Raw genomic sequence first — 26,456 nt, 5'->3', positions numbered from 1 at the left:
CGTCACCCCGGACGTGTTCCGGGGTCCACCCCGCGGCTGGATGCAGCGGCTGTAGGTTCTTGCTTTTCCTTCGCGGAAGGGTGGACCCCGGAACACGTCCGGGGTGACGGAATGGATTTCACGCATTCGCGACATCATCCACCACCGGATCGGTCGCATCGCGGCGGCTGACGCGGATCGCTTCCTCGGGCGTCGTCAGCCCCTTGCGGACCAGCGTTTCCGCCGCCTGGGCGAGGTTGGGGTTGCGGGCGAAGGCATGCGCGGCGATCGCCGTTTCATCGGCGCCGTCGTTGATGAAGCGGCGGATGGTGTCGTCCACCCGCACCGCCTCGAACACGCCGATCCGCCCCTTGAAACCGGTGTGGTTGCATTCGGCGCATCCGACCGCTTCATAGACCGCGACGCCGGGTTCGATGCCGAGCAACCCGGCGACGCCGCTTTCCGATGGCACCGCACGGCGGCAGGTCTGGCAGAGCCGCCGCACCAGCCGCTGCGCGATCACCGCCCGCAACGTCGAGGCGAGCAGGAACGGCTCCACCTTCATGTCGCGCATGCGGGTGATCGCGCCGATCGCGTCGTTGGTGTGGACCGTCGACAGCACGAGGTGGCCGGTCAGCGATGCCTGCACCGCGATCTCCGCCGTCTCGCGATCGCGGATCTCGCCGACCATGACGACGTCGGGGTCCTGGCGCAGGATCGCGCGCAGGCCGGCGGCGAAGGTGAGCCCGACCTTCGGATTGACTTGCGTCTGCCCCACCCCCTCCACGGCATATTCGACCGGGTCCTCGACGGTCAGGATGTTGCGGCTGCCGTCGTTGAGCAGGCGCAGCGCCCCGTAGAGCGAGGTGGTCTTGCCCGATCCGGTCGGGCCGGTGACGAGCAGGATGCCGTTCGGTTCGGCGAGCGCGCCGCGCAGCAGCGCGTACATGCCGGCATCCATGCCCAGCGCATCGAGATCGATGCCGGCATTGTCCTTGTCGAGGATGCGCAACACGACGCGTTCGCCGGCGCGGCTCGGCAGCGTCGAGACGCGCACGTCGAGCAGCTTGCCGCCCAGCGTCAGCCCCATGCGACCATCCTGCGGCACGCGCCGCTCGGCGATGTCGAGCCGCGCCATGACCTTGATGCGGCTGACGACGACCGGGGCGACGTGCGGCGGCATGCGCAGCGTTTCGCGGAGCACGCCGTCGATACGCATGCGGACGATCAGGCCGGTCTCGTACGGCTCGATATGGATGTCGGACACGCCGTTGCGCGCGGCATCGGCGATGATGCCGTTGATGAGGCGGATCGCGGGCGCATCGTCGGCGGTGTCGAGCAGGTCCTCGGCCGTCGGCAGCCCTTCGGCGAGGCTGTCGAGCTCGTCACCCATGCCGACCGCGGCGAGCGCGTTCGCCTGCCCGTCCATCGCGTAATTGTCGGACAGCAGGCGGTCGAATGCCGGTGCCTCGACCAACGTGATGTCGAACGGGCGGGCGAGATAGCGGCGGATCTCCAGCAACGCCTTGGGGTCCGCGCCGGCGCGTATCGCGACCGTCAGGTGGGTGTCGGTGTCGGTATGCTGCACCACCACGCCATATTTGCGCGCGAAGGCATAGGGGATGGCGAGCATCGGCAACGGTTCTGGGGCGACCGGGGTGACCGGCACGTCAACCAGTAGAGTTTCGGTGTCGTTGTCGGAACCTTGACGGATGATCATCGTCCTGCCCCTCCAATGCCCGTTATTGCCGTGGCCCGCCGTGGATGTGCCCGGCGATGATCCCACGAATGCGCGCCCTCACCTTCCGTCATTCCCGCGCAGGCGGGAATCCATACGCGCAGGTGTTGCGATGCAGCCGGGACGTTCGCTCGTCTGGATCCCCGCCTGCGCGGGGATGACGATGTTCGAGAAACGTGGACGCACACCGCCTTCGTCATCCCGGCGAACGCCGGGACCCATGGTTGCGGGACGCAGGGGAAACGCGCCGACGCCGACATCGCCGAGTCCATGGGTCCCGGCGTGCGCCGGGATGACGGGGCGAGGCGCGCTATCACCGGTCCCTCGGGCGAATGACCTTCGTCGTGTTGGTCTGGATCGGCACGCCGACGCGCGGGTCCTCGATGTTGCCGGGGATCGGTGCGGACGGGATCGGCGGGGCGGCGCCCATATAGTCGCGGACCAGCTGGTCGATCGACGGTTCCTCGTTGGGCGATTGCAGCCCCTGTTGCAGGCGGAGGTAGCCGTAGCGCTGCTCCGCCAGCTTGCGGCTGTCGTCGGCGCTGCGCAGGATCGTCGGCCGGATGAAGATCATCAGATTGGTCTTGTTACGCGATTTCGCCTTCGACTTGAACAGGTTGCCGAGCAACGGAATGTCGCCGAGCAGCGGGATCTTCTCGATCGTGCGGCGTTCCTCGTCGCTCAGCAGGCCGCCCATCACCGCGATCTGGCCTTCATCGACGGTCAACGTCGTCTCGATCTCGCGCTTGTTGAGGATGAGGTCGCTGTTGTCGCTCGACACCGGCCCGGCGATCGAGCTGACCTCGAGGCGCAGGTTGAGCTTCACGGTGCCGGACGAATTGACCTGCGGCCGTGCGGTCAGCTCGATGCCGACATTCTCGCGCTGGGTGGTGCGGAAGGTGTTGTTGAAGTCGTTCGACAGTGCCTGTCCGGTGGTGATCGGGATTTCCTGCCCGACCAGGCTGTGCGCCTCCTGATTGTCGAGCGTCACCAGATGCGGGACCTGGAGCAGGTTGGACGTCGTGTCGCTCTTCACCGCGTTGATGATCGCGCCGAAGATGACGTCGCCGATCTTGCCGCCGAACCCGCCGAACCCGCCCGACGAGCCGATGATCGAGCTGATTGCCGACTGGGTCAGCTGGTCGGAGGCATTGTTGGTGGTGACCGTGGTGGTGACGCCGTTGGCGATCGTCGTCGTGGTGTTGCGGCCGAGTTCGCGCGCACCGATGGCGCCGGCGATCTGCAGGATGTTGGGCGCACTGTTCGAGAAGGTCGACGCCGCAAAGGCGCCGCCCGACGGATTGGCGAGGATGAACTGCGCGCCGAGGCGGTTGACGGTCGCGTCGGAGACTTCGGCGACGATCCCCTCGATCAGCACCTGTTCGCGGCGGGTGTCGAGCTGGCGGACGACGTCGGACAATTGCCGCTGGATATCGGCGGGCGCGGCGATGACGATCGCGTTCGCGCCCTGGAAGCGGGTGACGACCGCGGCGGTGCGCCCGCCCTGCGTGGTGATCGCGGGCTGGCCGCTGCCGTTGCTGCCGGCGGCGCTCGCGACGGGCGCCTGCGTCACGGTGCGTTGCTGGACCGCGCTGTTGGTGTTGTTGCCGCTGCTGCCACCGAAACCGCTCTGCGAACGCGACAATTGCGTTTCCTGCACCGCGTCCGGCTGTTGCCCGACCAGCTGCTGGAGCACGGGCAGCAATTGCGCCGCGTCGGCGTTCTCGAGGAAGACGACGCGGATTTCGGTGCCGTTCTTCGCCTTCTGGTCGAGATCCTGCGCGACCGCGACGAGGCGTGCGACGCCGCTGGCATCGCCGCGGATGATGACCGAATTGCTGCTGTCCACCGCCGTGACGGTGGTGCCGACGCCGCCCGCGGCGCCGCCGCCCTGCCCGCCCGGCGCGCCGGTGGAGAGGCCTTGCAACGCCGCCGCGATCTCCTTGGCGCTGGCGTTCTTCAGCGCGACGACGCGGGTCGCGGCATTGTCGCTGTCGACGCGGCGCAGGACTTCGCGGATGCGGCGGATGTTGTCGGCGAAATCGACGATGACGAGCGCGTTGGAACCGCGATTGGCGCTGACCGACCCTTGCGCGCTGACCAGCGGGCGCACCGTCTCGATCGCCTGCGTCGCGTCGATCGCGCGCAGGCGGACGATTTCGGTGACGAAGCTGTTGCGGCTGGCGCCCGCCGCGCCGATGCGGCTCGGCTGCGAGGCGGCATTGTCGATCGGCTGGATGCGGAAGGCACCGTTGCCGGTGGGCACCGCGACCAGGCCGTTGGCGCGCATCGTCGACAGGAACGCCTCGAAATATTCGCTGCGGCTGAGCGGCCGGTCGGTGACCACGGTCACCTTCCCCTGCACGCGCGAATCGATGATGAAGGTGCGGCCCGTCACCCGCGCGGCATCGGCAATGAAGGCGCGGATGTCGGCGTCGCGGACGTTAAGCGTGGTCTGCGCGATGGCCTGCGCCGGCAGCAGGAGTGCCGCGGTCGAGAGCAGCAGGGCGGAGGCAAGCGTCTTCATGGTTGGGCTGCGATCGTGATGGCGAGCGCCAGCGTCTGCGTGCCGCGCTCTACGGTGATGGGAATGCTGCCGCCGCCGGCGAAATCGGCGGTGACGCGGTCGAGGTCCTGTGGGCCGGTGACGGGACGGCCACCGATCGCGGTGACGACGTCGCCTTCGCGCAGGCCGGCGGTGCGGAACAGGTTGCCGGACCCCTGCGGGCGGACGACGAGGCCGGAAACCCGGCCGCCGTCGATACGCGGGATGAAGCCGATTTCATTGCGGATCTGATTGGCGGCGATCGGTGCCGGCGCGGGCTGGCCAGCAACGGGCGGCGCGCCCGGGGCGGGTACCGGCGCCTGTCCCGCGGCCGGCGCGTCCGATTGTACGAGGAACAGGTCCTCGGCGGTGCCGCCGCGGTCGATGGTGATATGGTCGAAGGCGACCGCCTTCAGCCGGACGCCGGGCTGGATCTCTTCGCCGACCGCGACGCTTTTCTGCACATTGTCCGCGCCTGCGACGATGGCGGAACCGCGACCCGATGCCTCGTCGACGCGGATGCCGAACAGCGTCAGTTGCAGCGAGGTCACCGTCGCCGGCCCCTGTTGCACGCCGCCGAGGCGGAAGAACGGATCGAACCCGGCAAGCACGTCATAGGGCCGGCCCGGCACGCCGACCTCCGCCGGGCGCCAGTCGCCGAGCGGAGACACCGGGGTGACGAGCGTCCACAACAGGCGCGCCGATTGCGTCGCCAACCCTGCGATCAGGATCAGTTCGGCCAGCGAATAGACGTTCACGACGGGCAGGCGGCGCAGGATACGCCGCGTGCGCGCGTCGATGTTCAAGCGCATGTATCAGTCCCGTCCCGCACCTTCGCGCCTACGCATGCCATGTTACGCCTTTGCGTCAAAGTGCAGAGATGAACTTACTCATGGCGCACATCTTCCCTTCCCCGACACGGCGGCGGTAGGATGGCGGCCATGGATACACCCCCTTCCCCCGGCAGCGGCCTGGAGGCCGGACCGATCGTCGCCCATCTGCTGGCGCAACCCGGCGTACAGAAGGTGCCGAGCCCGAAGCTCGACCTGTTCCTGGCGCGCGGCTTCATCGGGCCGGAGCTGTGCGCGGCCCTGATCGAGCGGATCGATGCGGTGCGACGCCCCTCGACGATCGCCGATCCCAATGGCGATGCCGCGTTTCGGACCAGCGAGACGGGCGACCTGTTCGCGGGCGACCCGGTGGTGCAGGCGGTGGAGCGCCGCCTGGCGATGTTCACCGGCCTCGACCCCGTGCATGGCGAACCGTTGCAGGGCCAGCGTTACGCGGTCGGCCAGGAGTTCAAGGGCCACACCGACTATTTCGAACCGCAGGGGGCGGACTATGCGAAATATTGTTCTGTGGCGGGTAACCGGACGTGGACCGTCATGGTCTATCTCAACGAACCCCAGGCCGGCGGCGCGACGCGGTTCAAGGCGATCGACAAGATCGTCCAGCCCGAAACGGGCAAGATGGTCGCGTGGAACAACCGGCGTGCCGATGGATCGCCGAACCCGGCGACGCTGCATCAGGGGATGAAGGTGCGCGCCGGCACGAAGTACGTCATCACGAAATGGTACCGCGAGCTGCCCTGGGGCTGATCCTGCCCAACGTGAAAGGGGGTTTCCACCCGCGATACAGGCGTGCCCCCCCCTTTCGTTACCACTGACGCGGAGCCCCGCCCCGCACCGGGGGGGGCATGACGCCTAGAAGGTCGCGCTGACGCCCAGGCTGAAGACCCGGCCGAGGTTGTACTTGTTGATGAACACCTCGTTCCCGTTCGGGAAGGTTTGGCTCTCGCGATACTTCGTGCGCGTCAGGTTGCGCGCCTCGGCCTTGATCTCGAACTTGCCCCCCATCAGCTCGACGCCCTGCCGCGCGACGAAATCAACGCGGATGCCGGGATGTTCGATGATGTCCGGCTGGAAGCCGACGCCCGACAGGTTGGCAGGCCCGCGATTGGTGATGCGATCGCTGGCATAGTTGAACAGGAAGGTCATCTGCGACAGTGTTGCGCTGTCCTCCAGACCGACCTGCACGTTGACCAGATGATCCGACTGGCCGGTCAGCGGCGCGCCGTCACGGAACTGGAAGCTGGCCGGACCGAAGCCCGCGTCGCATCGGCCGAGCTTCTGGCCGAGGACGTTGGGTACGCACGACCCGTCCGCGGTGATCGAGGATTTGGTGTAGGTATAGTTGGTGATCAACACCGCCCGCCGCGTCGCGAAGAAGTCGCCGCCGAACACGTCCGCAAGCGGGAAATACTTCTGCAATTCGACTTCGCCGCCGTACAACGTCGCTTTGGGCAAATAGCTGAAACCGGTCTGCAACCGGTCGTCCGACCCGGTGTAGAAGCCGACCTGTTCGATCGGATGGTCGATCCGCTTGTAGAAGCCCGCCAGCGTAAAGCGCTGGTCCCGCTTGAAGAACCATTCGTACCGCGCCTCGAGATTGTACAGTTCGGAATCGCGGAGATTGGGGTTGCCGTAGAACAGGCGGTCCGAATCGGGATCGCGGAACAGCTGCGGCGCGAGCTCGCGAAACTGCGGGCGCGAGATCGTCTTGGCGGCGCTGGCGCGCAATTGCATGTCCGCCGCGAAATTCCAGGTCAGCGTCGCCGCCGGCAGGAAATAATCGTTCTTGAGGCGGGTCGTCGCGGTCAATGCCGGGGTGACGCGCTCGTCGCCGGTTTCGTAGCGGACGCCGATGACCGCGCGCAGGCCGTCGAACGCCTCCGCCTCGGCCTGGACGTAGCCCGCATGAACGTCGAGGGACGCATCATAGGCATAGGCGCCGAGCTGCGTGCTGAACTGCAGCTGCAACGTACAGGGGTTGAGGTTCGCCGTTTGCGGGCAGGCGTTGTTGATGACATCCGGGCTCAGCAGATAGTCCGGGCGATAGAGATTGTAGGGAAATTGCGGGGCGGTGCCGCCGCCGTTCGACGTCTGGTAATTGAACTGCAGACGCTGCGACGTGCGATCGGTGCCCTGGTAGAAATAGCCCGCCGACAGCGTGATCGGTCGATCGCCATCGATCCTGTACGAGGTATCGGCCTGTCCGGTCCACAGATCCTCGTTGAGCTCGCTGAAGATGATTGAGGCGAACGGCGAGAAGCGCTGCGTCACCTGATAGGCGCCATTGCACTGGAAGCCGTCAGCCTGGTTGCCGCCGTCGTTGACGATCGGAAGACCGTTGGTGGTCTGCGTCGCGCAAAGATAGTCGAACTGGCGTTCGTACGGGGCGTTGCGCTTGGAATTGGCGTAGGCTCCGCGCACGTCGAGCTTCAGGGCGTCGGTCACTTTGAACTCGCCGACCAGCTGGCTCTCGAACAGCTGACGTTCGAACCAGTTGGTGTTCTGCTGGAAGCGCAGGCCGCTGGCGTTGTTGTACAATGTCGCCGCGGACCCGCGGGCCTGCTTCAGCGTGTCGTGGATGTAGACGTTGGTCCAGCGGACGGTGTTCTCGCCGAACTCCAGCCCGAGGCCGATCAGCGCATTGGCGACGATGCGATTGTCGGTCAGCAGCGTGCGGAAGTCGTTGCGCAGCGTGCCGTCGGTCGACACCGTATCCTGTTGCGTCGACAAGCGGGTCCGGAACGTGTTGCTCACGCTGACCGAGGAGATCACTCCGAGCCGGGACGAACCGATGTCGTAGACCGAACCGCCGCTGATCTCGGCCGACCAGTTCGCCGGCAATTGATTGTTGCGCTGCATGAGCGTGGTCGAGGCGTTCGACAGCTGGGCGACCTGCGCCGCCGGGATGATGCCCGATCCCGTCACCGCGTTTTTGATGAACGCCGGCACCTTGCGCGTGCCGTCGTCGAAGCCGAGCCAGTCGGCATCGCCGCCATGATAGGTATAACCCAATTCGCTGGTCGTCGCATCGTCGGCCGCGATGCTGCCGCCGATCGAGACGAAATTCTTGTCGGGAATCGCCTTGGTCGTCAGGTTGATGACGCCGCCGCCGAATTCGCCGGGATAGTTCACCGAATAGGTCTTCTGGACCAGCGCCGATCCGACGATCGTGGTTGGGAAGATGTCGAGCGGCACCGAACGGCGCAGCGGTTCGGGCGACGGCAGCGGCGACCCGTTGAGCAGCGACGACGAATAGCGATCGCCGAGGCCGCGGACGTAGACGAAGCCGCCGCCGACCACCGACAGGCCGGTGACGCGGGTCAGCGCACCGGCGATGTCGCCCTCGCCGGTGCGGGCGATATCGGCGCTCGACAGCACCGAGACGATCTGTGCGGTGGCACGTACGGTGTTGGGGATGTTGCGGCCGACGACGACGATATCCTGTCCGGTGTCGGTCGCGCCGGGCGCGGACACTTCGACCGGCTCGTCGACGGGTGCCTGCTGGTCGGTCGCGGTCGGTACGCTCGCTTGCGGATCGGCGGTGCCGCTGGGGCTCGACGTCGCGGGAGTGGAGGTCTGCGCGGGCGGCGGCGTCGCCGCGCCCGGCGAACCAGTGCCGCCGGAGGTCTGGGCGAGCACGCCCGGCGCCACCAGCATGGAGGATATCAACAAGAGGGTAGCGAAGGCGGGCCGCTGCTGCATGACCGTGTTCCCGGATCAGAAGGCTTTATACAGGTGACCGGGGCGGCGCTGCCGCCGCCCCGGAACCGATGCTGTGAGAGGGGGCTGGCCGCCCCCCGTCATCAGCGGCCCTGGCAGGCGAAGTAGACCGAGTTGAACGACGGCGGTCCGAATTCCTGCGGACCGCCATTGATGGTCGGACCGGCGCCGGCAGGGCGGATGGTCGAGCGGCCACCGTCGTCGACGCCGGCGACGAGGTTGATGCAGGCGACGCCCGCCGGCGTCTTCACCACCCCGTTGACGAAGCGCATGTCGGAACCGCCGCGCTGGCGGATCGCCGCGGGGGCGTTCGCTGTCTGGATGAAGGTGAAGTTGGCGAAGGTCGAGAAGGTGCGCGGCAGCAGATCCTCGGCGTTGTTCGAGTCGATCTCGGTAGAGAAGGAGTCGTTGGTCGCCCCGCCGGCCTTTTGCGCGGCGATGATGAACTGCATGAAGCCGCGATAGCCGTTGTCGATGTCGAAGCCGTCGTCGTCTGCCCCGGTGACCGCGAAATACCTGATGTTGGTGGTGCCGCCAAAGATCTCGATGCCGTCGTCGGCCGAATTGTGGCTCTGGACGTGATCAATCGTCGTTCCCGACCCGGTGCCGCCCAGCGTCAGGCCCTGCAGTTCGTTGCCGTCGGCCAGCGCCACGCCGGTGTAGCGGATCTGGGCGTAGGACAAGGTGCCGCTGTTGTCGGCGGCGCTGGGGCCGCCATAGGGGCGCGCGTTGTTGGTCCCTTCGATGTTGAGCTGGCAGGTCGTGCTGGTGCCGCCGGCGTTGTTCGGGCCGGTGTTGGGCGCGCAGACCGCGGTGGGCGCGCGACCGAGGATGATAAGGCCGCCCCACTGGCCCTGCGTCGCGTCACCGACATTGCCGGAGGTGAGGTTCTGCTGCGAGGTGAAGATGATCGGCTCGTTCACGTTGCCGACTGCATTGATGCGCGAGCCGCGGTTGATGATGATGAGGTCGGTCGTCGCTTCCGAACTGTCGGCGGCAAGCGTGACACCGGCCGCGATCGTCAGGGTGACACCCGAATCCGCGCCGGTCGTGCCGACGTCGTTGCCGACCACGGTTTCGCCCCGGAAACGGTAGACGACACCCTGGATCCGCGGCAGCGTCAGGCTGGACGTGATGAGCTGCGGCAGGCGGCACACGCGGAAGGTCTGGACGAGGCCGTCGTCGGTCGTGCCGGTCGGGCAGGCCGCGGTCGCACCGCCGTTGCCGATCGCGGGCACCGCGGCGCAGGCGAGCGAGGCGCCGCCGAAGTTCGCCGAGGTGGAATTGCACGTCCAGCCCTGGAAGGCATTGTCGTTCGGCCCGTTCAGCGCACCGACGTAGTTCGTGGGGGTGAAAAAGGTATTGATCGACGCCGGATTGCTGGCCGTCGTCAGCGACGCGGCTGCGACCGGATAGACGCCGTTGAGCGTCGCGCCGGTGCCGCTGACATTGTTGTTGGTGCCGGCGTTGACAATCGCGAGCTGTTCGTCGGCGGTGATCGAGATGTTGTTGACGCTGGTGACGGCGGCGAACTGCGCGGCGGTGATCGCGCTCGGCGTCGGCGTCGGCGCGGTCGGCGTCGGGGTGGCGATCGGCTGCACGATGGTGACGCTGCCGGCGCCTGGCGAAGCGACGTTGTCGGCGCCGCCGCAACCGCTCAGCGCGAGGCAAGCCGTTGAGGCCATGAGGATTGTGCCGATGCGCATGTTGCTCGCCATGTCGAAAGCTCCCGGTCGAATAATCATTGTTGACGTCGGGCATCGCTACCCGCGACCGGCCAAGGCTCCCCCTCTGCCGATCCCTGACGTCGCCGTTAGGAGCGCCGCATGACTCCTGCGTGAGGATTTCGAGACGGTATCGTTACGTGCATGAGGCGATTTTGTGACACGCCCGCCGGATGCGCGGCATGCTGGGTGCGCCAGGCACGAAAAAGGGCGCCTCCCCGACGGGAAGCGCCCTCACCTGTGGCCAGCAAGCCTGCGGCGATTACTTTTCGCCGTTGTCCTTTACGCCAACGACCGGAACCGACACCGTTTCCTTTTCGGTCTTCACCTTGGGGACTTCCACGGTGGTGTCCTTGGTTCCGACGACGACCTTCTTGGAATCGAGATCGACCTTGGGCAGCTCGCCGCCCTTGGCGCTGATGTCCACGTCGGGCAGCGCGCCCTTCTTGACATCGGCGCTCCAGAAGCCGGTGAGGAACAGCAGCGCGACGATGACGACGGCGATGATCGCCACGATGCCGAGGATGCGGCCGGCACCGCCGCGGCGTTCGACGATCACGCGGTCGCCGTTCCGATCGGTCGTATATTCCACCATGTCACTCTCCCTGCATGCGTTTCGTGACAGGTTCAATTCCGCTGGCAACCGATTGTTCCCGTTGCGAAACGACCAATGCGGACATGAACACGGACCACCCGCGCCGGCGTCATCGTCGGCGACGGACTGTCCCGGGCGGGTGACGGGGTGGAACGCCATCCTGCCGCGGCAACAGCTAGGGTCCAAGAACCAGAAAGCCCGCCGGTCATGCGACCTGGCGGGCTGTCATGGTGGGCGCGACAGGGATTGAACCTGTGACCCCACCCGTGTGAAGGGTGTGCTCTACCGCTGAGCTACGCGCCCCCGAACCGTGGCCGAAACCGTCGGGAAGCGGGCCTTTACGGGGCCGCGCTTCGCCTGTCCAGCCCGGATGCGGGTGTTAGTTCACCGAATCCTTCAGGCCCTTGCCGGCCTTGAATTTCGGCTGGGACGATGCCTTGATCGTCATCGGCTCGCCGGTGCGCGGGTTGCGACCGGTCGATGCCTTGCGCTTCGATACCGAAAAGGTGCCGAACCCGACCAGGCGGACCTCGTCGCCCTTCTTCAGGCTGGCTGAGATCGCGTCGAACACCGCCTCCACCGCCTTGATCGCATCGCCCTTGGCGAGACCCGAGGTGTCTGCGACAGTCGCGATAAGCTCTTGCTTGTTCATGGAATTACTGCCCCCTTCGTATACTTTAGAAGAATCGTTACCAAGCCAGAACGGCGAGTAAGGCTGTCCTGACCGGCGGAGTCAATGGATACCGCCGCGCCATCGCAGGCACGGCGGTTCCAAATCGTTAACGGTGCGATCCTAAAGTCGGTCGATCAGTGATGCAACTCGCCACCGGCCGGGGCGACGCCCGCGGGCGGCAGGGCGGCGAGTTCGTCGGCATCGGTCCAGTCGATCGCCTCCAGCGGTTCGGTCAGCGCCAGCCTCAGCACCTCGTCGACATGAGAGACCGGGATGATCGCCAGCCCGTCCTTGATGTTCTGCGGGATGTCGGCGAGGTCCTTCTCGTTCTCCTGCGGGATCAGCACGGTGGTGATGCCGCCACGCAGCGCCGCCAGCAGCTTTTCCTTCAGGCCGCCGATCGGCAGCACGCGGCCGCGCAGCGTCACCTCGCCGGTCATCGCAACGTCCTTCTTCACCGACACGCCGGTCAGCGTCGACACGATCGAGACGACCAGGCCGATTCCCGCCGACGGACCATCCTTCGGCACCGCGCCCTCGGGCAGATGGATGTGGATGTCCTTACGGTGGAACAGCGACGGCTTGATGCCGTAGCTGGGCGAGCGCGCCTGCACGAAGCTGAAGGCGGCCTGCACCGATTCCTTCATCACGTCGCCCAGCTTGCCGGTGGTCTTCACCGCGCCCTTGCCCGGCACCGTCACGCTCTCGATCGTCAGCAATTCGCCGCCGACCTCGGTCCAGGCAAGGCCGGTGACCGCGCCGATCTGATGCTCGGTTTCGCCCAGGCCGTGGCGATACTTCTGCACGCCTGCGAATTCGTGGAGGTTGTCCGGCGTGATCGTCACGCTCGTCACCTTGCCCTCCAGGATCTGGCGCAGCGACTTGCGGGCCAGCTTGGCGATCTCGCGCTCCAGCGTGCGCACGCCCGCCTCGCGCGTGTACTTCTGGATCAGCGCGCGCAGGCCCTCGTCGGTCAGCGTGAACTCACCGGCCTTGAGGCCATGCGCCTCGATCTGCTTCTCGATCAGGTGGCCCTTGGCGATCTCGACCTTCTCGTCCTCGGTATAGCCCTCGAGCCGGATGATCTCCATCCGGTCGAGCAGCGGCTGCGGCAGGTTCAGCGTGTTGGCGGTGCAGACGAACATCACGTCGCTGAGGTCGATGTCGATCTCGAGGTAATGGTCGTTGAACTTGCCGTTCTGTTCGGGGTCGAGGACCTCGAGCAGCGCCGAGGCCGGGTCACCGCGGAAATCCTGGCCGAGCTTGTCGATCTCGTCGAGCAGGAACAGCGGGTTGCTGGTTCCCGCCTTCTTGAGGTTGGTGACGATCTTGCCCGGCAGCGAGCCGATATAGGTGCGGCGGTGGCCGCGGATCTCGGCCTCGTCGCGCACGCCGCCCAGCGACTGGCGGATGAATTCGCGCCCCGTCGCCTTGGCGATGCTCTTGCCCAGCGAGGTCTTGCCGACGCCGGGCGGGCCGACGAGGCACAGGATCGGGCCCTTGAGCTTGTTGGTGCGCGCCTGCACGCCGAGATATTCGACGATCCGGTCCTTCACCTTTTCCAGCGCGTAATGATCCTCGTCCAGCACCGCCTGCGCTGCGGCGATGTCCTTCTTGATTTTGGACTTCTTGCCCCATGGCAGGCCGAGCAGCACGTCGAGATAGTTGCGCACCACCGTCGCCTCGGCGCTCATCGGCGCCATCGTCTTCAGCTTCTTCAGCTCCGACGTCGCCTTGGTCCGCGCCTCCTTGCTGAGCTTCAGCGTGGCGATCTTCTGCGTCAGCTCGGCGATCTCGTCGCCATCGCTCTCGTCGTCGCTGTTGCCCAGCTCACGCTGGATCGCTTTCAGCTGCTCGTTGAGGTAATATTCGCGCTGCGTCTTCTCCATCTGGCGCTTGACGCGGCTCTTGATCTTCTTCTCGACGTGCAGGACGCCGAGTTCGCCCTCCATCAGCGCATAGGCCATCTCGAGCCGCTTGACGGGATCGGGCTCGACCAGCAGCGCCTGCTTGTCGGCGACCTTCACCTGGACGTTCGCCATGATCGCATCGGACAGCTTGGCGGCGTCGACCAGTTCGGACAGCTGCACCGCGGTTTCCGCCGGCAGCTTCTTGTTGAGCTTGGCATAGGCCTCGAACTGCTCGACGGTCGAACGCATCAGCGCCTCGACCTCGATCCCCTCGGCCTCGCGCTCCTCCATCATCTCGACGGTGGACTGCAGATAATCGCCGCCCTCGGTCAATTCACCCAGCCGGCCGCGCGCCTTGCCCTCGACCAGCACGCGCACGGTGCCGTCGGGCAGCTTGAGCAGCTGGAGCACGGCGGCGGTGACACCGACCTCGTAAAGGTCCTCGCGGCTGGGATCGTCCTCGGCAGGGTCGAGCTGCGCGACCAGGAATATCTCCTTGTCGGCGCCCATCGCCGCTTCCAGCGCGGCGACCGATTTGTCGCGTCCGACGAACAGCGGCACGATCATGTGCGGGAAGACGACGATATCGCGCAGCGGCAGAACGGGGAAAATGGTCATGGATACTCCGGTGCCGCTTCGAACGGGGCGGCTTTGGTACACTATATGGGGATCGGCCGGCATCCATCAATCGTCACGGCTGCGGTACGGCGGGTCTTGTCATCGGCGGGGCGAGCGTCGAAACCCCCTTCGTCCAACCGGGAGTACAGAATGTCGCTTCGCCTGCCGTTCGCCGCCTTGCTGCTGCTGTCGACGAGCGCCATCGCCGCCGAACCGGGCAAGCCGCCGCTCAGCGCGCAGACCGCGGCATCGGGCGGCCCGCTCGACCCGGCGCAGAAGCGGCTGACGTTCGACACCGCCGACCTGCAGATCGAGGTGGATGCCGAGCGGGAGGTCATCAACGCCACCGCCACGCTTGCCTTCACGGTGCTGGAAAAGACCGACAGGATCGTCGTCGATCTCGACAGGAACTATACCGTGACCGCGGTGACGGTCGATGGCGTCGATCCGGCGAGCTTCGCCAACCCGGAAGGCCGGATGACGATCAAACTGCTGAAAAAGCTGCCGAAGGACGCCAAGCCCGTCGTCAAGATCACCTATGGCGGGCGCCCGCACACCGCGGTGCGAGCGCCATGGGACGGCGGCTTCGTCTGGGCGAAGACGCCGGAGGGCCAGCCCTGGATCGCGACCGCGGTACAGAATGAGGGTTGCGACCTGTTCTGGCCGTGCATCGACTATCCGACCTACGAACCGCAGAAGGTGACGCTGCACATCACCGTGCCGAAGGGGCTGAAGGCGCCGTCGAACGGCAAGCTGCTGGGCGTCGACCAGATCGACGACGGCCGGACGACGTGGAACTGGGAAGTCGCGCATCCCAACCCTTATTCGATCGCCCTCAACGTCGGGCCGTACGAAGAGCTGAACGGCAGCTACAAGAGCAAGTACGGCAACGACATACCGATGTTCTATTGGTACCTGCCCGGCGAGAAACCCAAGGCGGAAAAGCTGTTCGCCGAATTCGCCCCGGTACTCGACTTCTACGAAAGCACCGTCGGCCCCTACCCCTTCGCCAGCGAGAAGGTCGGCGTGGTCGAGACCCCGCACCTGGGCATGGAGCACCAGACGATCAACGCCTATGGCAACAAATACGCCAAGGCGCCGGAGGGGTTCGACTGGCTGTTCCAGCACGAATTCGGCCACGAATGGTTCGCCAACCAGATGACCGCGCCCAATTGGGACGATTTCTGGCTGCACGAGGGATTCACCGAATATATGCAGCCGCTCTACGGCCGCTGGCGTGAGGGCGATGCCCGCTACGCGGCGATGATGCTGGATATGCGGACCAAGATCGTCGCCCAGTCGGCGCTGGTCACCGGCAAGCCGCAGACCGCCGACGAGGTGTACAAGAAGTCGCCGGGGCGCGGCGGCGATATCTATTACAAGGGCGCCTGGGTCCTCCACACGCTGCGCAACGCGATCGGCGATGCAGCCTTTCGCGACATCCTGCGGCTGACCGTCTACGGCCGTACCGATCCCGCACCGGGTAATTTCCAGCCGCTGTTCCGCACCACGCCCGAATTCATCGCCTATGTGAAGCAGGTGACGGGGCAGGACTGGCAGTGGTTCTTCGACGTCTATCTCTACCAGGCGGCGCTGCCCAGGCTGGTGGTCAACCGCAACGCGACCCAGCTGACGCTGAAATGGGTGACGCCGACGCCAAAGCCCTTTCCGCTGCCGGTCGAGGTGGCGGTGGACGATGTCGTGCAGAAGGTCGCGATGACCGGCGGCATCGCCACGATCACCGTGCCGGAGGGCGCGCATATCGTGGTCGATCCGATGGCGCGCATCTTGAAGCAGGACGACGCGGTTGATGCCTTCCAGGCGTGGAAGGCCGAACAGAAGCCGGCGAAATGACGGGCGGGCATAGCCACAACGCCACCCCAGCCGCCCCCGTCACCCCGGAACCAGTCCGGGGTGACGAACGCATCGGAATGACGACACCACTCTGGAGGAGCGTGACCGCATGACCCCCTGGTTCGCCCGCGGCGCCGAGATGGCGGCGATCTTCATGGTCGGCGATGGGCTGATCGGCCTCGCCCAGCCACGCCGGCACGTCGACCTGTGGAAACGCGATGCGCTCGGCACCGAGGCGGTGGTGGCGCCGTTCGTGGATCGGCCGGGACGGCGGCGGCTATATGCGGTGGCGCAGATCGCCGCCGGACTGTGGCTCGCCAGCCGGCAGCGGGCGCGATGAGCGGGGCCGCCGGCCTGCCGGGCATCGCGGCACTCGCCACCGGTCTGCTGCTGTTCGCCATCGCCCTGGTCGCGGCACGCTGGCGCCGCCCGCGTGAGGTCGCCGCCAGGCGCGATGCGATGTCGACGAACGGGATCGCGCTGCAAGGAGCGGCGGTCTTCACGGTGATGTGGGGACAGGTCCGGGTGACGCTCGATCCGCTCGGCACCGCGGCGATCGGCGCAGCGATCGTCACCGCCCTGCTGTTTGCCGTCGCGCTGGCGCTGTTCCTCTGGTCTACCGCAGCGATGGGGCACAACTGGAGCCTCGTCGCACGGGTCCGCAGCGACCATCAGCTGGTGACGCGCGGACCGTTCGCGCACATCCGGCACCCGATCTACACCGCACTGGCGCTGGTGGTCGTCGCCGCCGCCGTGGCGACCGGGCGGCTGCCGCGGCTGCTGATCGCGCTGCCCCTCTACGGGCTGGGAACGTGGCTGCGCGTGCGCATCGAAGAGCGACTGCTGCACGCGGCGTTCGGCGTGGCGTACGAGGATTATGCCGGACGGGTGAAACGCTTTCTGCCCAGCGTGTTTTGACCGGTCGTCACGATCCCGACCGCTGACGTCCTTCCCCGAAGGATGCGCCGACGAACCGGCCGCACGCTCACGGAATGACCGTGGTGAACAGATATGCGGCGAATATCACCAGGTGGACGACACCTTGCAGCACCGTCGTCCGCCCGGTGCCGAGCGAGATCGTCGTGACGAACAACGACAGCGCGAGCAGGGTCATGCCCTTCGCCCCGATCCCCAGCGCCAGCGGCAGGCCGAGCATCAGGCTGACGATCGCCACCGCCGGAATGGTCAGTCCGATCGTCGCCAGTGCCGATCCGAGCGCGAGGTTGAGGCTGGTCTGCAATCGGTCGCGCCGCGCCGCGTTATAGGCCGCGAGGCTTTCGGGTGCGAGCACGAGCGCGGCGATCACCACACCGACGATCGCCAGCGGCAGGCCGGCGGCGAGGATCGCCTCCTCGACCCGGACCGACAGGCCCTTGGCGAGCATCACGACGACGACCAGCGCGACGAGCAGGATGCCGAACGATGTCCACGCGGTCCGGTCGCTCGGCGGGGCGGCATGCGCTTCCGGCTCGACGTCGCCCGCCGGCAGGAAGTAATCGCGGTGACGCACCGTCTGCACCAGCACGAACGTGCCGTAGAGGACGAGGCTGACGACCGCGACGAAGATCAGCTGTGATGGCGCATAGGTCGACCCCGCCCCGCTGGTCGTGTAATTGGGCAGGATCAGCGCCAGCACGACCAGCGCCGCCAACGTCGCCAGCGCGGCGCTGATCCCGCGCAACGTGAAACGCTGTTCGCCGTGCTTCAGCCCGCCGGTCAGCAGGCACACGCCGATGATAAAGTTGAGGATGATCATGATCGCGGCGAACACGGTGTCGCGCGCCAGCGCCGCGACGTCGCCCGATCCGGACAGCATCAGCGAGACGATCAGCGACACCTCGATCACCGTCACCGCGACGGCCAGCACCAGCGTCCCGAACGGTTCGCCGACACGGTGCGCGACGACCTCCGCGTGATGGACGGCGGCGACGACCGATCCAATCAGGATCAGCGCGGCGACGATCGTCCCGATCGTCCCCATCGCATAGACCGACAGCAACACCGCAGGGATCCCCAGCGCCGGGAACAGAATCGTCCACGGCGGCAGGCCGAACCAGCCCTTTGCCGGTCGATCGGCGGTCATGTCGTCGTGCGCGGCTGCGGCCATGTCGGTCCCCCGGATGTCGTTACGCAAGGCCAATGCTTGCGTCGGCGGAAAGGTCCGCGGCGGGCGGGACCTGGCCCCCGCGGTTTACCTTTCGTCACATAGCGGCGCGTGATCGCAACGGCTCGCAAGGCCCGATCGATCGCGATGAAAGGCCGGCTCAGGCCGGCTTTATCCGCAGCAACGCCAGACCGAACACGATGAAGATGCCGCCCGTGATGCGATCGAACGTACGCCGCAGCGTCGGCCGGACGAGATATCGGGACAGCGACCGGCCGCCGATGGCGTAGATCGCATACCAGATGCTCTCGACGACCGCGAACGTCGCGACCAGGATCGCGAACTGCGGGGCCTGCGGCATGTCGCGATCGACGAATTGCGGCAGGAACGCCGCGGCGAACAGGATCAGCTTGGGGTTGCTGACGCTGATCAGGAAACCGCTGCGGAACAATTGCGCCGGCGTCAGTGCGGCAAAGCGGCTCGGCGCCGGCATCTCGCCGCCATCGACCGCGGCGCCGCCATGGCGCCAGGCCTTGATCCCGAGGTACAGCAGGTACGCCACCCCGCCATAGCGCAGGACGTCGAAGGCGCCGGGCACCGCCAGCAGCACGGTGGTCAGCCCCGCGGCGGATGCGGTCAGCACCAGGACCAGCGCCGACAGGCATCCCGCCATCGCCGCCACGCTCCGCCGCACGCCGAAATCGACGCTGCGCGACAGGACGTGGAGCATGTTCGGCCCCGGCGTGCCGCACAGCAGGAAGATCGCGGCGACGAACAGCCACCAGCTATGCATGGACATCACGACACTCCCGGCGCGAACGACGACGGCACCATGCCGCGGCAATGTGGCGGTGACATGGTGCGGCTCAGCCGCGCAGGACGATCAGCAGCGCCGGGAACAGGTTCTGCAGCACGTGGACGGCGATGACGATACCGACCGCCTTCCAGAAGCCATGCGGCCGCCAGGTGACGTACAGGGTCGAGAAGATCAGGAACGGCCACCAGATCACCGCGCCCCACCACGGCGAGGCGAGGCTGTGCAATACGCCCCAGATCGCCGCGCTGGCAATCACCGCCTGCCATCCGGCGAGCAGGCGCAGCAGGATCGCGAGGATGGCGGCCATGATGAGCGTCTCGACCACCGGGCTGAAGCCTGCGATCAGGAACAGCTTCACCGGCGCCGAGGTATCGCCCAGCTCGGGACCGGCGTTGTCGGGCGCCAGCCACGCGATGACATAGCTGAGCATGGTGCTCCCGACGATCGTCAACACCCAGCCGAGCAGGATCGCCAACCAGGGTCGCGTGTCGCGGAACAGCGGGAGCGGCAGGATGGCGAGCGGTCCCCTGCCCCCTTGCCATCCCGAACTAATTACCGGTGCCGGTTCGATCCTCGTCGCTGCCATCGTCGTCCTGTCGGTTGTCGGCCGGTCCTGGCCCGGCCGGTATTAACGTCGGGTGAGACAAACGGGTGGCCGCTTCGATACCGCCGCATCCCGTCATCTTCCGCGACCCTCGCGACCCGGGGACATGCGCGGGGCGGGATGACCGCGTCCCGGCGATCGATCCCTTGCCTCGTCGCTGCGACGGAACGGAGGGGCAGCAGCGCACACCAAAAAGGGCGCCGCTCGCGCGACGCCCCCTGGTGTTTCATATCGACCCGGCCGGTCAGGCGGCAGCGCCCGCGCCGTCCTTCTTCTTCTCGGCATAGACGCGGATCGGTTCCTTCCGGCCTTCGATCACATCCTTGTCGATCATCACCTCGTCGACGCCGTCCATGCCCGGCAGGTCGAACATGGTGTCGAGCAGGATCGCCTCCAGAATCGAGCGGAGGCCGCGCGCGCCCGTCTTGCGCTCGATGCCCTTCTTGGCGACCGCGACCAACGCCTCGTCGGTGAAGCCAAGGTCGACCGATTCCATCTCGAACAGCTTCTGGTATTGCTTCACCAGCGCGTTCTTCGGCTCCTTCAAGATCTTCACCAGCGCATCGATGTCGAGGTCTTCGAGCGTCGCGATCACCGGCAGACGTCCGACGAATTCGGGGATCAGGCCGAACTTCAACAGATCTTCCGGCTCGGTCTGGCGCAGCATCTCGCCGGTCCGACGCTCTTCGGGCGCCGCCACATAGGCGCCGAAGCCGATCGACTTGCCCTGCAAGCGGTCGCCGATGATCTTTTCGAGACCCGAGAACGCACCGCCGCAGATGAACAGGATGTTCGTCGTGTCGACCTGCAGGAATTCCTGCTGCGGATGCTTGCGCCCGCCCTGCGGCGGCACGCTGGCGGTGGTGCCTTCCATCAGCTTGAGCAGCGCCTGCTGCACGCCCTCGCCCGACACGTCGCGGGTGATCGACGGGTTTTCGGCCTTGCGGCTGATCTTGTCGATCTCGTCGATGTAGACGATGCCGCGCTGCGCTCGCTCGACATTATAATCGGACGCCTGAAGCAGCTTCAGGATGATGTTCTCGACATCCTCGCCGACATAGCCCGCTTCAGTCAGCGTCGTCGCATCGGCCATGGTGAACGGCACGTCGAGGATACGCGCCAGCGTCTGCGCCAACAGCGTCTTGCCGCAGCCCGTCGGACCGACGAGCAGGATGTTCGACTTGGCAAGCTCGACGTCGGCACCCTTGGCGCCATGGTTCAACCGCTTGTAATGGTTGTGCACCGCCACCGACAGCACGCGCTTGGCCTGCTTCTGGCCGATGACGTAATCGTCGAGCACGTCGCAGATTTCCTGCGGGGTCGGCACGCCGCCGTCCTTCTTGCTGACCAGCGCCGACTTCGTCTCCTCGCGGATGATGTCGTTGCACAGCTCGACGCACTCGTCGCAGATGAACACGGTCGGTCCTGCGATGAGCTTGCGCACCTCGTGCTGCGACTTGCCGCAGAACGAGCAGTAGAGGGTGCTCTTCGAGTCGCCACCGCTCAATTTCGTCATTCACACTTCCTTGTCGCGGGATCGGACCCGCTGGTGAGGCCGGGTATGGTAGCCCGGCCATTACGCAAACCACAACGCCCAAACGTCCCTAATGGAACGATCCGGCGCGTCTCCGCGCCCTTACGCCGCCCTGGCGACGTCCTCGGTCGGTGCGGGACGCTTGTCGAACACCTCGTCGACCAGGCCGAAGTCCTTGGCCTCGTTGGCTTCCAGGAACGTATCGCGGTCCATGCGACGCTCGATCTCCTCGATCGGCTGTCCGGTGTACTGCGCATACAGCTGGTTCATCCGCGCCCGGATGCGCAGGATTTCCTTCGCCTGGATCTCGATGTCGGACGCCATGCCCTGCGCGCCGCCCGACGGCTGGTGGATCATGATCCGTGCGTTGGTCAGCGCCACGCGCATGCCCGGCTCGCCCGATGCCAGCAGAAAGCTGCCCATCGATGCCGCCTGGCCGATGCACACCGTGCCGACGCGCGGCCGGATGTACTGCATGGTGTCGTGGATCGCCATGCCCGCCGTGACGACGCCGCCCGGCGAGTTGATGTACATGAAGATGTCCTTCTTCGGGTTCTCGGACTCGAGGAAGAGCAGCTGCGCGGTGATGAGGCTGGCCATGCCGTCCTCCACCCCGCCGGTGACGAAGATGATGCGCTCGCGCAGCAGGCGGCTGAAGATGTCGAAGGAACGCTCGCCGCGGTTCGACTGTTCGATGACGATCGGCACCAGACCCGCTTGCGTCTGCTGCAAGCCAAGGCCGGCGTGGGCGATCGGGCTCATGAAGTCGCCGGTCTCGAACGGATTGTGCATGGAAATCTCTCTTATGCCCTCAGAGCCGCCAACATCGGCGCTCTCGTGAGCGACTTCAAGCCCCGCTGGCCGGTGCCGGATGCGCCAGATAGGCCAGCCGCCGCACTTCGCGCCGCCCCCGCACCACGGTATCGAGGATCAGCCCGGCAAAGACGCACAGCGCGGCGATGATCATCAGGCCGGTGATGAGGATGGCGGTGGGGAAGCGCGGCACCAGATGCGTCTGCATATAGGTGAGCGCCAGCGGCACGCCGAGCACGACCCCCAGCGCGGCGAACAGCACGCCGATCGCGCCGAAGAACAGCAGCGGCCGTTCGATCCGATACAGCGTCAGGATCGTGCCGAGGATGCGAAAGCCGTCGCCATAAGTGCTGAGCTTCGATGCGGACCCCTCCGGCCGCGCATAATAGGGCGTTTCCACCTCGGCGCAGGGCATCTTCAGTTCGAGCGCGTGGACGCTGATCTCGGTCTCGATCTCGAACCCCGACGACAGCGACGGGAAGCTCTTGACGAAGCGGCGGGAAAAGACGCGATAGCCGGACAGGATATCGGTGAAGCTGCGCCCGAACAGCCGCGCCAGCATGCCGGTCAGTACCGCATTGCCGAACCGGTGGCCGCGGCGATAGCTTTCCTGCACCTGGCTGACCCGGCTGCCGACGATCATGTCGCATTGCTCGCCCAGCAGCCGCGCGACCAGGGCGGGGGCGGATGCGGCATCATAGGTCGCATCGCCGTCCGCCATCACATAAACGTCGGCATCGATGTCCGCGAACATCCGGCGCACGACATTGCCCTTGCCCTGGATGCGCTCGCTGCGGACCACGGCGCCGGCGTCGCGCGCGACGGCGATCGTCGCATCGGTCGAATTGTTGTCGTAGACATAGATGGTCGCATCCGGCAGCGCGGCGCGAAAGCCCGCCACGGTCTGCGCGATCGCCGCGGCTTCGTTGTAGCAGGGTAGCAGGACGGCGATGGTCGGCTGCGTCACTGTCTCTAGCGCCTTCCCTTGGCTGCGACAGACACGCCGCCCTATCCCGGATACGTCATCCCCGCGCAGGCGGGGATCCATAAACGCTACCGTCCCGATACTTCGGGAAACCCGCGCGTCTGGATCCCCGCCTGCGCGGGGATGACGGCTATGGGGGAAGGGTATCGAACCCCTCCCCCGATCACATTCAGCCTTCGGTCTTCGCCGCCGCCTTCTTCGCGCGCGGCTTCTTCGCGGGCGCGTCGGCGGCTTCGGTGCCCTCGGCCGCCTCGGCCGCGACCGGCGACGATTCGGTCACCTGCGTCTCTGCCTCGACCGGCGCAGCGGCCTTCTTGGCGCGCGGCTTCTTGGCGGGCGCCTCGTCGGCCGGAGCTTCCGCCGGCTCGACCTCGGCACCGGCATTGTCGTCCTGCGCGACCGGCTTCTTGGCCGCAGCCTTCTTGGGCTTGGCCTCGCCAGCGGCACCCTCGGCCTTCGCCTTCTTGGCGCGCGGCTTGTGGTTGTCGTGGTCGTGGCTGTGCGTGCCGGTCGCGAAACCGTCCTCGCTCTCGATCGCGGCTTCCAGCTCCTCGCGGGTCGCGTCGCGATCGGTCACGTCGGCCTTCTCGAACAGGAAGTCGACGACCTTGTCCTCGTACAGCGGCGCGCGCAGCTGGGCGGCCGCCATCGGCTCCTGCTGGACGTACTGGATGAAGCGCTGCTGGTCCTCGCCGCGATACTGCTGCGCGGCCTGCGCGATCAGGCGGTTCATTTCCTGCTGGCTGACCTCGACGCCGTTGGCCTGACCGATCTCGGACAGCAGGAGGCCCAGGCGCACGCGGCGCTCGGCGATCTTGCGGTAATCGTCGCGCTCCGATTCCATCTCGGCCAGCGCCGCGGCGGGATCTTCCTCGTGGGTCGCCTCATGCTCCAGCTGCTGCCAGATCTGCGCGAATTCCGCCTCCACCATCGACGGCGGCACTTCGAAATCATGCCCCTCGGCCAGCTGGTCGAGCAGCTTGCGCTTCATATGGGTGCGCGTCAGGCCGTTATGCTCCTGCTCGATCTGCCCCTTGATGAGGCCGCGCAGCTGCTCCAGGCTTTCGAGGCCCAGGTTCTTGGCCAGATCCTCGTCGATCGCGCTTTCGCCGGCGACCTGGATCTTCTTGACGGTGATGTCGAACGTCGCGGGCTGCCCGGCGAGGTCCTTGGCGCCGTAATCCTCGGGGAAGGTGACGTTCAGCGTCTTCTCCTCGCCGGTCTTCACGCCGACGAGCTGGTCTTCGAACCCCGGGATCAGCCGGCCCGAGCCGAGCTCGACGCCCATATCGGTCCCGGTGCCGCCATCGAAGGCGACGCCATCGCTGGTCTTGCCGACGAAATCGACGGTGACGAGGTCGCCCATCTCGGCGGCCTTGTCGTCGGCGTCGTTCCACTTCTTCGACTGGTCGGCGAACTTCTGCAGCTGCTCGTCGACCAGCGCGTCGGCGACCGGCACCGTCAGGCGCTCCAGCTTCAGCGCGTCGATCGCCGGGGCTGGCACGGTCGGCAGCACTTCCAGCTCGACGGTGACGACCGCATCCTTGCCCGGTGCGTAATCATCGTTCAGCGCGACCGAAGGCTGCATCGCGGGACGCAGGGCATGGTCGGCGAGCAGCTGCTGGACGCCCTGCTGGATCGCGGTGTTGAGCGCGTCGGCGGCAAGCGATTCACCGTGCATCTTGCGCACCAGGTTCGCCGGCACCTTGCCGGGGCGGAAGCCGGGCATCTTCACCTGCGGCGCGACGCGCTTCACTTCGGCATCGACCTTGGCATCGACATCCTTGGCGGTGATGGTCAGCGTGTAGGCGCGCTTCAGGCCCTCGTTCAACGTCTCGACAGTCTGCATATCCGGCCTTCAATCTTGAGAAATCTGACGTAAATTCTTTAAGGCTGCCGCCCCGCCATGGAACCGGCGGGACTGGTGCGGGCGAAGGGACTCGAACCCCCACATCTTGCGATGGCAGGACCTAAACCTGCTGCGTCTACCAATTCCGCCACGCCCGCACGAAGGACCCGCCGTTGGGCGCGCGTCTATACCAGCGTGGCGCCGTCTAGCAAGCAAAGAGGCAACCGCGGTGGATTCGAGGCGTTGAGCGCCATGAAGGAGAGTCCATCATGGCCACGCAACCCCCGCCCGAAACACCCGCCCCCACGCCCCAGCCGGTGCAGCCCGACAGCCCGCCGCCCGAGGTGACGACGCCGGCCCCCGACATCGACGTGCCCTCGCCCGGCATGCCCGCCGGCGACCCCGGCACCGCGCAGCCGGCGGAGATCTGACGATGGCCGACACCGATCCCAACGTCGATGCGATCCCGGACGACGCGCCGGACGCCGCTCCCGACGCGGTGCGTGACGACGAACGCCCCGACATCCAGCAGGCCGTAGAGGCCCGTGCCGACGCCGTCGCCCGCGGCGAAGGCGGCAGCGAACCGGTACGCTTCACCGATACCGGCGAATTCGACGGCAACAGCGGCACCGGCGGCGAGGTGAAGAACCAGGACCTGACCCAGCAATAGGGCAGCGATGATTCGTGTAATGAGGGCGGTCCCGCAAGGGGCCGCCCTTGTCATTGCGGAACGATTGCCAGCCGGAATCTGCCCCCGACACGGCGATGCGCTTCCCCGCTACGATCGCAGACGTCGCGCGCGCGGCGCTATTGCACGACCACCCGCCGCGCCGTCAGCACCTTCACCGCCGTCACCGGCACCTCGCCCTTGAACGATCCCCGCACCGTCGCCGTCGGCGATACCGGCGCATCGAGGATGGTGACGATCGCATCCATCCCCTCCACCACGCGCCCGAACGCTGCATAGCCCGCATTGTCGCCCGGCTTCGCAGGATCGGCGTCAAGCGCCGGGCTCTGATCGCCGACGCTGATCGTAAAATCGCCGGTCGCCGTTCCCGGCGCAAACCGCGCCACCGAAATGACGCCATCGGTATGGTGCAGGCCCGTCTGCGTCGTCGGCTCGTGCCGGATCGGCGGCAGCGCCCGCTTCGGATCGCCATTGGTCCCGAATTGCACGAAGCCGAACCGGTCCGCGACCTTCACCGCGCGATAGAAGACGACGCCGTCCAGCCGCTTGCCATCGACATATTTCAGGAAATTGCCCGCGGTGATCGGGGCGTGCAGCGTATCCGCCTCGATCACGATCCGCCCGGCGGTCGTGTCCAGCGCCACGCGGGGAAGCGGGGCCGTGGGCGCGACCTGCGCCGCCGCCGGACCCGCCGTCAACATCAACGCAAAAAACCAGGCCGCCTTCATCGTGAGTCTCTCCACGCCAAACCCATGCGCTTCGTCACCCCGGACTTGTTCCGGGGTCCACGGAGCCGCGAACTCACCGGCGACAGGGTATGCGCCGCGGTGGACCCCGGAACAAGTCCGGGGTGAC

22 protein-coding genes and 2 tRNA genes are annotated in these 26,456 nt (G+C 66.5%); 6 read left to right on the top strand and 18 right to left on the bottom strand.

Annotated elements, in window-relative coordinates; genetic code table 11:
* Window positions 1-118: 118 nt before the first annotated feature.
* The 3 genes from GTH33_RS09665 to GTH33_RS09655 all read right to left on the bottom strand — a co-directional run bounded on the left by GTH33_RS09665 (window position 119) and on the right by GTH33_RS09655 (window position 5,074).
* Window positions 119-1,699: a GspE/PulE family protein gene (locus GTH33_RS09665; protein WP_166753123.1), complete on the bottom strand. Its 1,581-nt coding sequence runs from the start codon at window positions 1,697-1,699 to the stop codon at window positions 119-121.
* A gap of 331 nt (window positions 1,700-2,030) precedes the next feature.
* Window positions 2,031-4,244, bottom strand: coding sequence for a type II secretion system secretin GspD (gene gspD, locus GTH33_RS09660; protein WP_163958222.1), 2,214 nt, complete (start codon window positions 4,242-4,244; stop codon window positions 2,031-2,033).
* Window positions 4,241-5,074 (bottom strand): type II secretion system protein N, encoded by an 834-nt coding sequence (locus GTH33_RS09655; RefSeq protein ID WP_163958221.1) that lies wholly within the window; start codon window positions 5,072-5,074, stop codon window positions 4,241-4,243. Before GTH33_RS09655 ends, gspD begins: the two co-directional genes overlap by 4 nt.
* A gap of 120 nt (window positions 5,075-5,194) precedes the next feature.
* On the opposite strand from GTH33_RS09655, the gene GTH33_RS09650 reads away from it, so the two are divergent.
* Complete coding sequence (locus GTH33_RS09650) at window positions 5,195-5,860, top strand: prolyl hydroxylase family protein (RefSeq protein WP_163958220.1); 666 nt, start codon at window positions 5,195-5,197, stop codon at window positions 5,858-5,860.
* Between the two features lie 105 nt (window positions 5,861-5,965).
* Here the strand turns inward: GTH33_RS09650 and GTH33_RS09645 are convergent, their stop codons facing one another.
* From GTH33_RS09645 to lon, 6 genes are all read right to left on the bottom strand, one after another.
* Window positions 5,966-8,815, bottom strand: coding sequence for a TonB-dependent receptor domain-containing protein (locus GTH33_RS09645; protein WP_163958219.1), 2,850 nt, complete (start codon window positions 8,813-8,815; stop codon window positions 5,966-5,968).
* 101 nt (window positions 8,816-8,916) lie between these two features.
* Entirely contained in the window at window positions 8,917-10,551 is a 1,635-nt protein-coding gene (locus tag GTH33_RS09640) for a hypothetical protein (RefSeq protein ID WP_163958218.1), read from the bottom strand.
* 268 nt (window positions 10,552-10,819) lie between these two features.
* On the bottom strand, window positions 10,820-11,152 hold the full coding sequence (locus GTH33_RS09635; protein WP_163958217.1) for a hypothetical protein: 333 nt from the start codon (window positions 11,150-11,152) through the stop codon (window positions 10,820-10,822).
* Between the two features lie 228 nt (window positions 11,153-11,380).
* Window positions 11,381-11,455 (bottom strand) — tRNA-Val (locus GTH33_RS09630).
* 76 nt (window positions 11,456-11,531) lie between these two features.
* Window positions 11,532-11,804, bottom strand: a complete 273-nt coding sequence (locus GTH33_RS09625; RefSeq protein ID WP_163958216.1) for an HU family DNA-binding protein — start codon at window positions 11,802-11,804, stop codon at window positions 11,532-11,534.
* Window positions 11,805-11,959: 155 nt separating this feature from the next.
* Complete coding sequence (lon, locus tag GTH33_RS09620; protein ID WP_163958215.1) at window positions 11,960-14,353, bottom strand: endopeptidase La; 2,394 nt, start codon at window positions 14,351-14,353, stop codon at window positions 11,960-11,962.
* Between the two features lie 150 nt (window positions 14,354-14,503).
* Between lon and GTH33_RS09615 the strand changes: the two genes are divergently transcribed.
* The 3 genes from GTH33_RS09615 to GTH33_RS09605 all read left to right on the top strand — a co-directional run bounded on the left by GTH33_RS09615 (window position 14,504) and on the right by GTH33_RS09605 (window position 17,125).
* The gene (locus GTH33_RS09615; RefSeq protein ID WP_163958214.1) at window positions 14,504-16,207 is read left to right on the top strand and encodes a M1 family metallopeptidase; all 1,704 of its coding nucleotides are present in this window, start codon (window positions 14,504-14,506) and stop codon (window positions 16,205-16,207) included.
* Window positions 16,208-16,316: 109 nt separating this feature from the next.
* Window positions 16,317-16,547: a hypothetical protein gene (locus tag GTH33_RS09610; RefSeq protein WP_163958213.1), complete on the top strand. Its 231-nt coding sequence runs from the start codon at window positions 16,317-16,319 to the stop codon at window positions 16,545-16,547.
* Window positions 16,544-17,125 carry a methyltransferase family protein gene (locus tag GTH33_RS09605; protein WP_163958212.1) on the top strand — a complete coding sequence of 194 codons (582 nt, stop codon included), beginning with the start codon at window positions 16,544-16,546 and terminating at the stop codon, window positions 17,123-17,125. The genes GTH33_RS09610 and GTH33_RS09605 overlap by 4 nt, the downstream gene beginning before the upstream one ends.
* Window positions 17,126-17,192: 67 nt before the next feature.
* Here GTH33_RS09605 and GTH33_RS09600 read toward each other — a convergent pair whose 3' ends face one another.
* From GTH33_RS09600 to GTH33_RS09565, 8 genes are all read right to left on the bottom strand, one after another.
* Window positions 17,193-18,341 carry a calcium:cation antiporter gene (locus GTH33_RS09600; protein ID WP_243848283.1) on the bottom strand — a complete coding sequence of 383 codons (1,149 nt, stop codon included), beginning with the start codon at window positions 18,339-18,341 and terminating at the stop codon, window positions 17,193-17,195.
* A 130-nt stretch (window positions 18,342-18,471) separates the two neighbouring features.
* On the bottom strand, window positions 18,472-19,110 hold the full coding sequence (locus tag GTH33_RS09595; protein ID WP_163958210.1) for a LysE family translocator: 639 nt from the start codon (window positions 19,108-19,110) through the stop codon (window positions 18,472-18,474).
* Window positions 19,111-19,177: 67 nt separating this feature from the next.
* A complete protein-coding gene (locus tag GTH33_RS09590; protein WP_163958209.1) occupies window positions 19,178-19,714 on the bottom strand; it encodes a hypothetical protein in 537 nt (178 codons plus the stop codon).
* A 262-nt stretch (window positions 19,715-19,976) separates the two neighbouring features.
* Window positions 19,977-21,248 carry an ATP-dependent Clp protease ATP-binding subunit ClpX gene (gene clpX / locus GTH33_RS09585; protein WP_163958208.1) on the bottom strand — a complete coding sequence of 424 codons (1,272 nt, stop codon included), beginning with the start codon at window positions 21,246-21,248 and terminating at the stop codon, window positions 19,977-19,979.
* A gap of 120 nt (window positions 21,249-21,368) precedes the next feature.
* On the bottom strand, window positions 21,369-22,058 hold the full coding sequence (locus GTH33_RS09580) for an ATP-dependent Clp protease proteolytic subunit (RefSeq protein ID WP_163958207.1): 690 nt from the start codon (window positions 22,056-22,058) through the stop codon (window positions 21,369-21,371).
* A 55-nt stretch (window positions 22,059-22,113) separates the two neighbouring features.
* Window positions 22,114-23,046, bottom strand: a complete 933-nt coding sequence (locus GTH33_RS09575) for a glycosyltransferase family 2 protein (protein WP_212592666.1) — start codon at window positions 23,044-23,046, stop codon at window positions 22,114-22,116.
* A 187-nt stretch (window positions 23,047-23,233) separates the two neighbouring features.
* On the bottom strand, window positions 23,234-24,913 hold the full coding sequence (gene tig, locus GTH33_RS09570) for a trigger factor (protein ID WP_163958206.1): 1,680 nt from the start codon (window positions 24,911-24,913) through the stop codon (window positions 23,234-23,236).
* A gap of 73 nt (window positions 24,914-24,986) precedes the next feature.
* Window positions 24,987-25,071, bottom strand: a tRNA-Leu gene (locus tag GTH33_RS09565).
* 111 nt (window positions 25,072-25,182) lie between these two features.
* Between GTH33_RS09565 and GTH33_RS17870 the strand changes: the two genes are divergently transcribed.
* Together GTH33_RS17870 and GTH33_RS09560 are read left to right on the top strand one after the other, a co-directional pair.
* Window positions 25,183-25,344, top strand: coding sequence for a hypothetical protein (locus GTH33_RS17870; RefSeq protein ID WP_166753122.1), 162 nt, complete (start codon window positions 25,183-25,185; stop codon window positions 25,342-25,344).
* A gap of 2 nt (window positions 25,345-25,346) precedes the next feature.
* A complete protein-coding gene (locus GTH33_RS09560; protein WP_163958205.1) occupies window positions 25,347-25,583 on the top strand; it encodes a hypothetical protein in 237 nt (78 codons plus the stop codon).
* A gap of 137 nt (window positions 25,584-25,720) precedes the next feature.
* Here the strand turns inward: GTH33_RS09560 and GTH33_RS09555 are convergent, their stop codons facing one another.
* Window positions 25,721-26,302: a peptidylprolyl isomerase gene (locus GTH33_RS09555; protein WP_163959853.1), complete on the bottom strand. Its 582-nt coding sequence runs from the start codon at window positions 26,300-26,302 to the stop codon at window positions 25,721-25,723.
* Window positions 26,303-26,456: the final 154 nt, after the last annotated feature.

The organism is Sphingomonas insulae (assembly GCF_010450875.1).
GTDB classification, from domain to species: domain Bacteria; phylum Pseudomonadota; class Alphaproteobacteria; order Sphingomonadales; family Sphingomonadaceae; genus Sphingomonas; species Sphingomonas insulae.
Note: the sequence above shows the minus strand (reverse complement) of the source record. Positions and strands in the feature narration are given on the sequence as shown.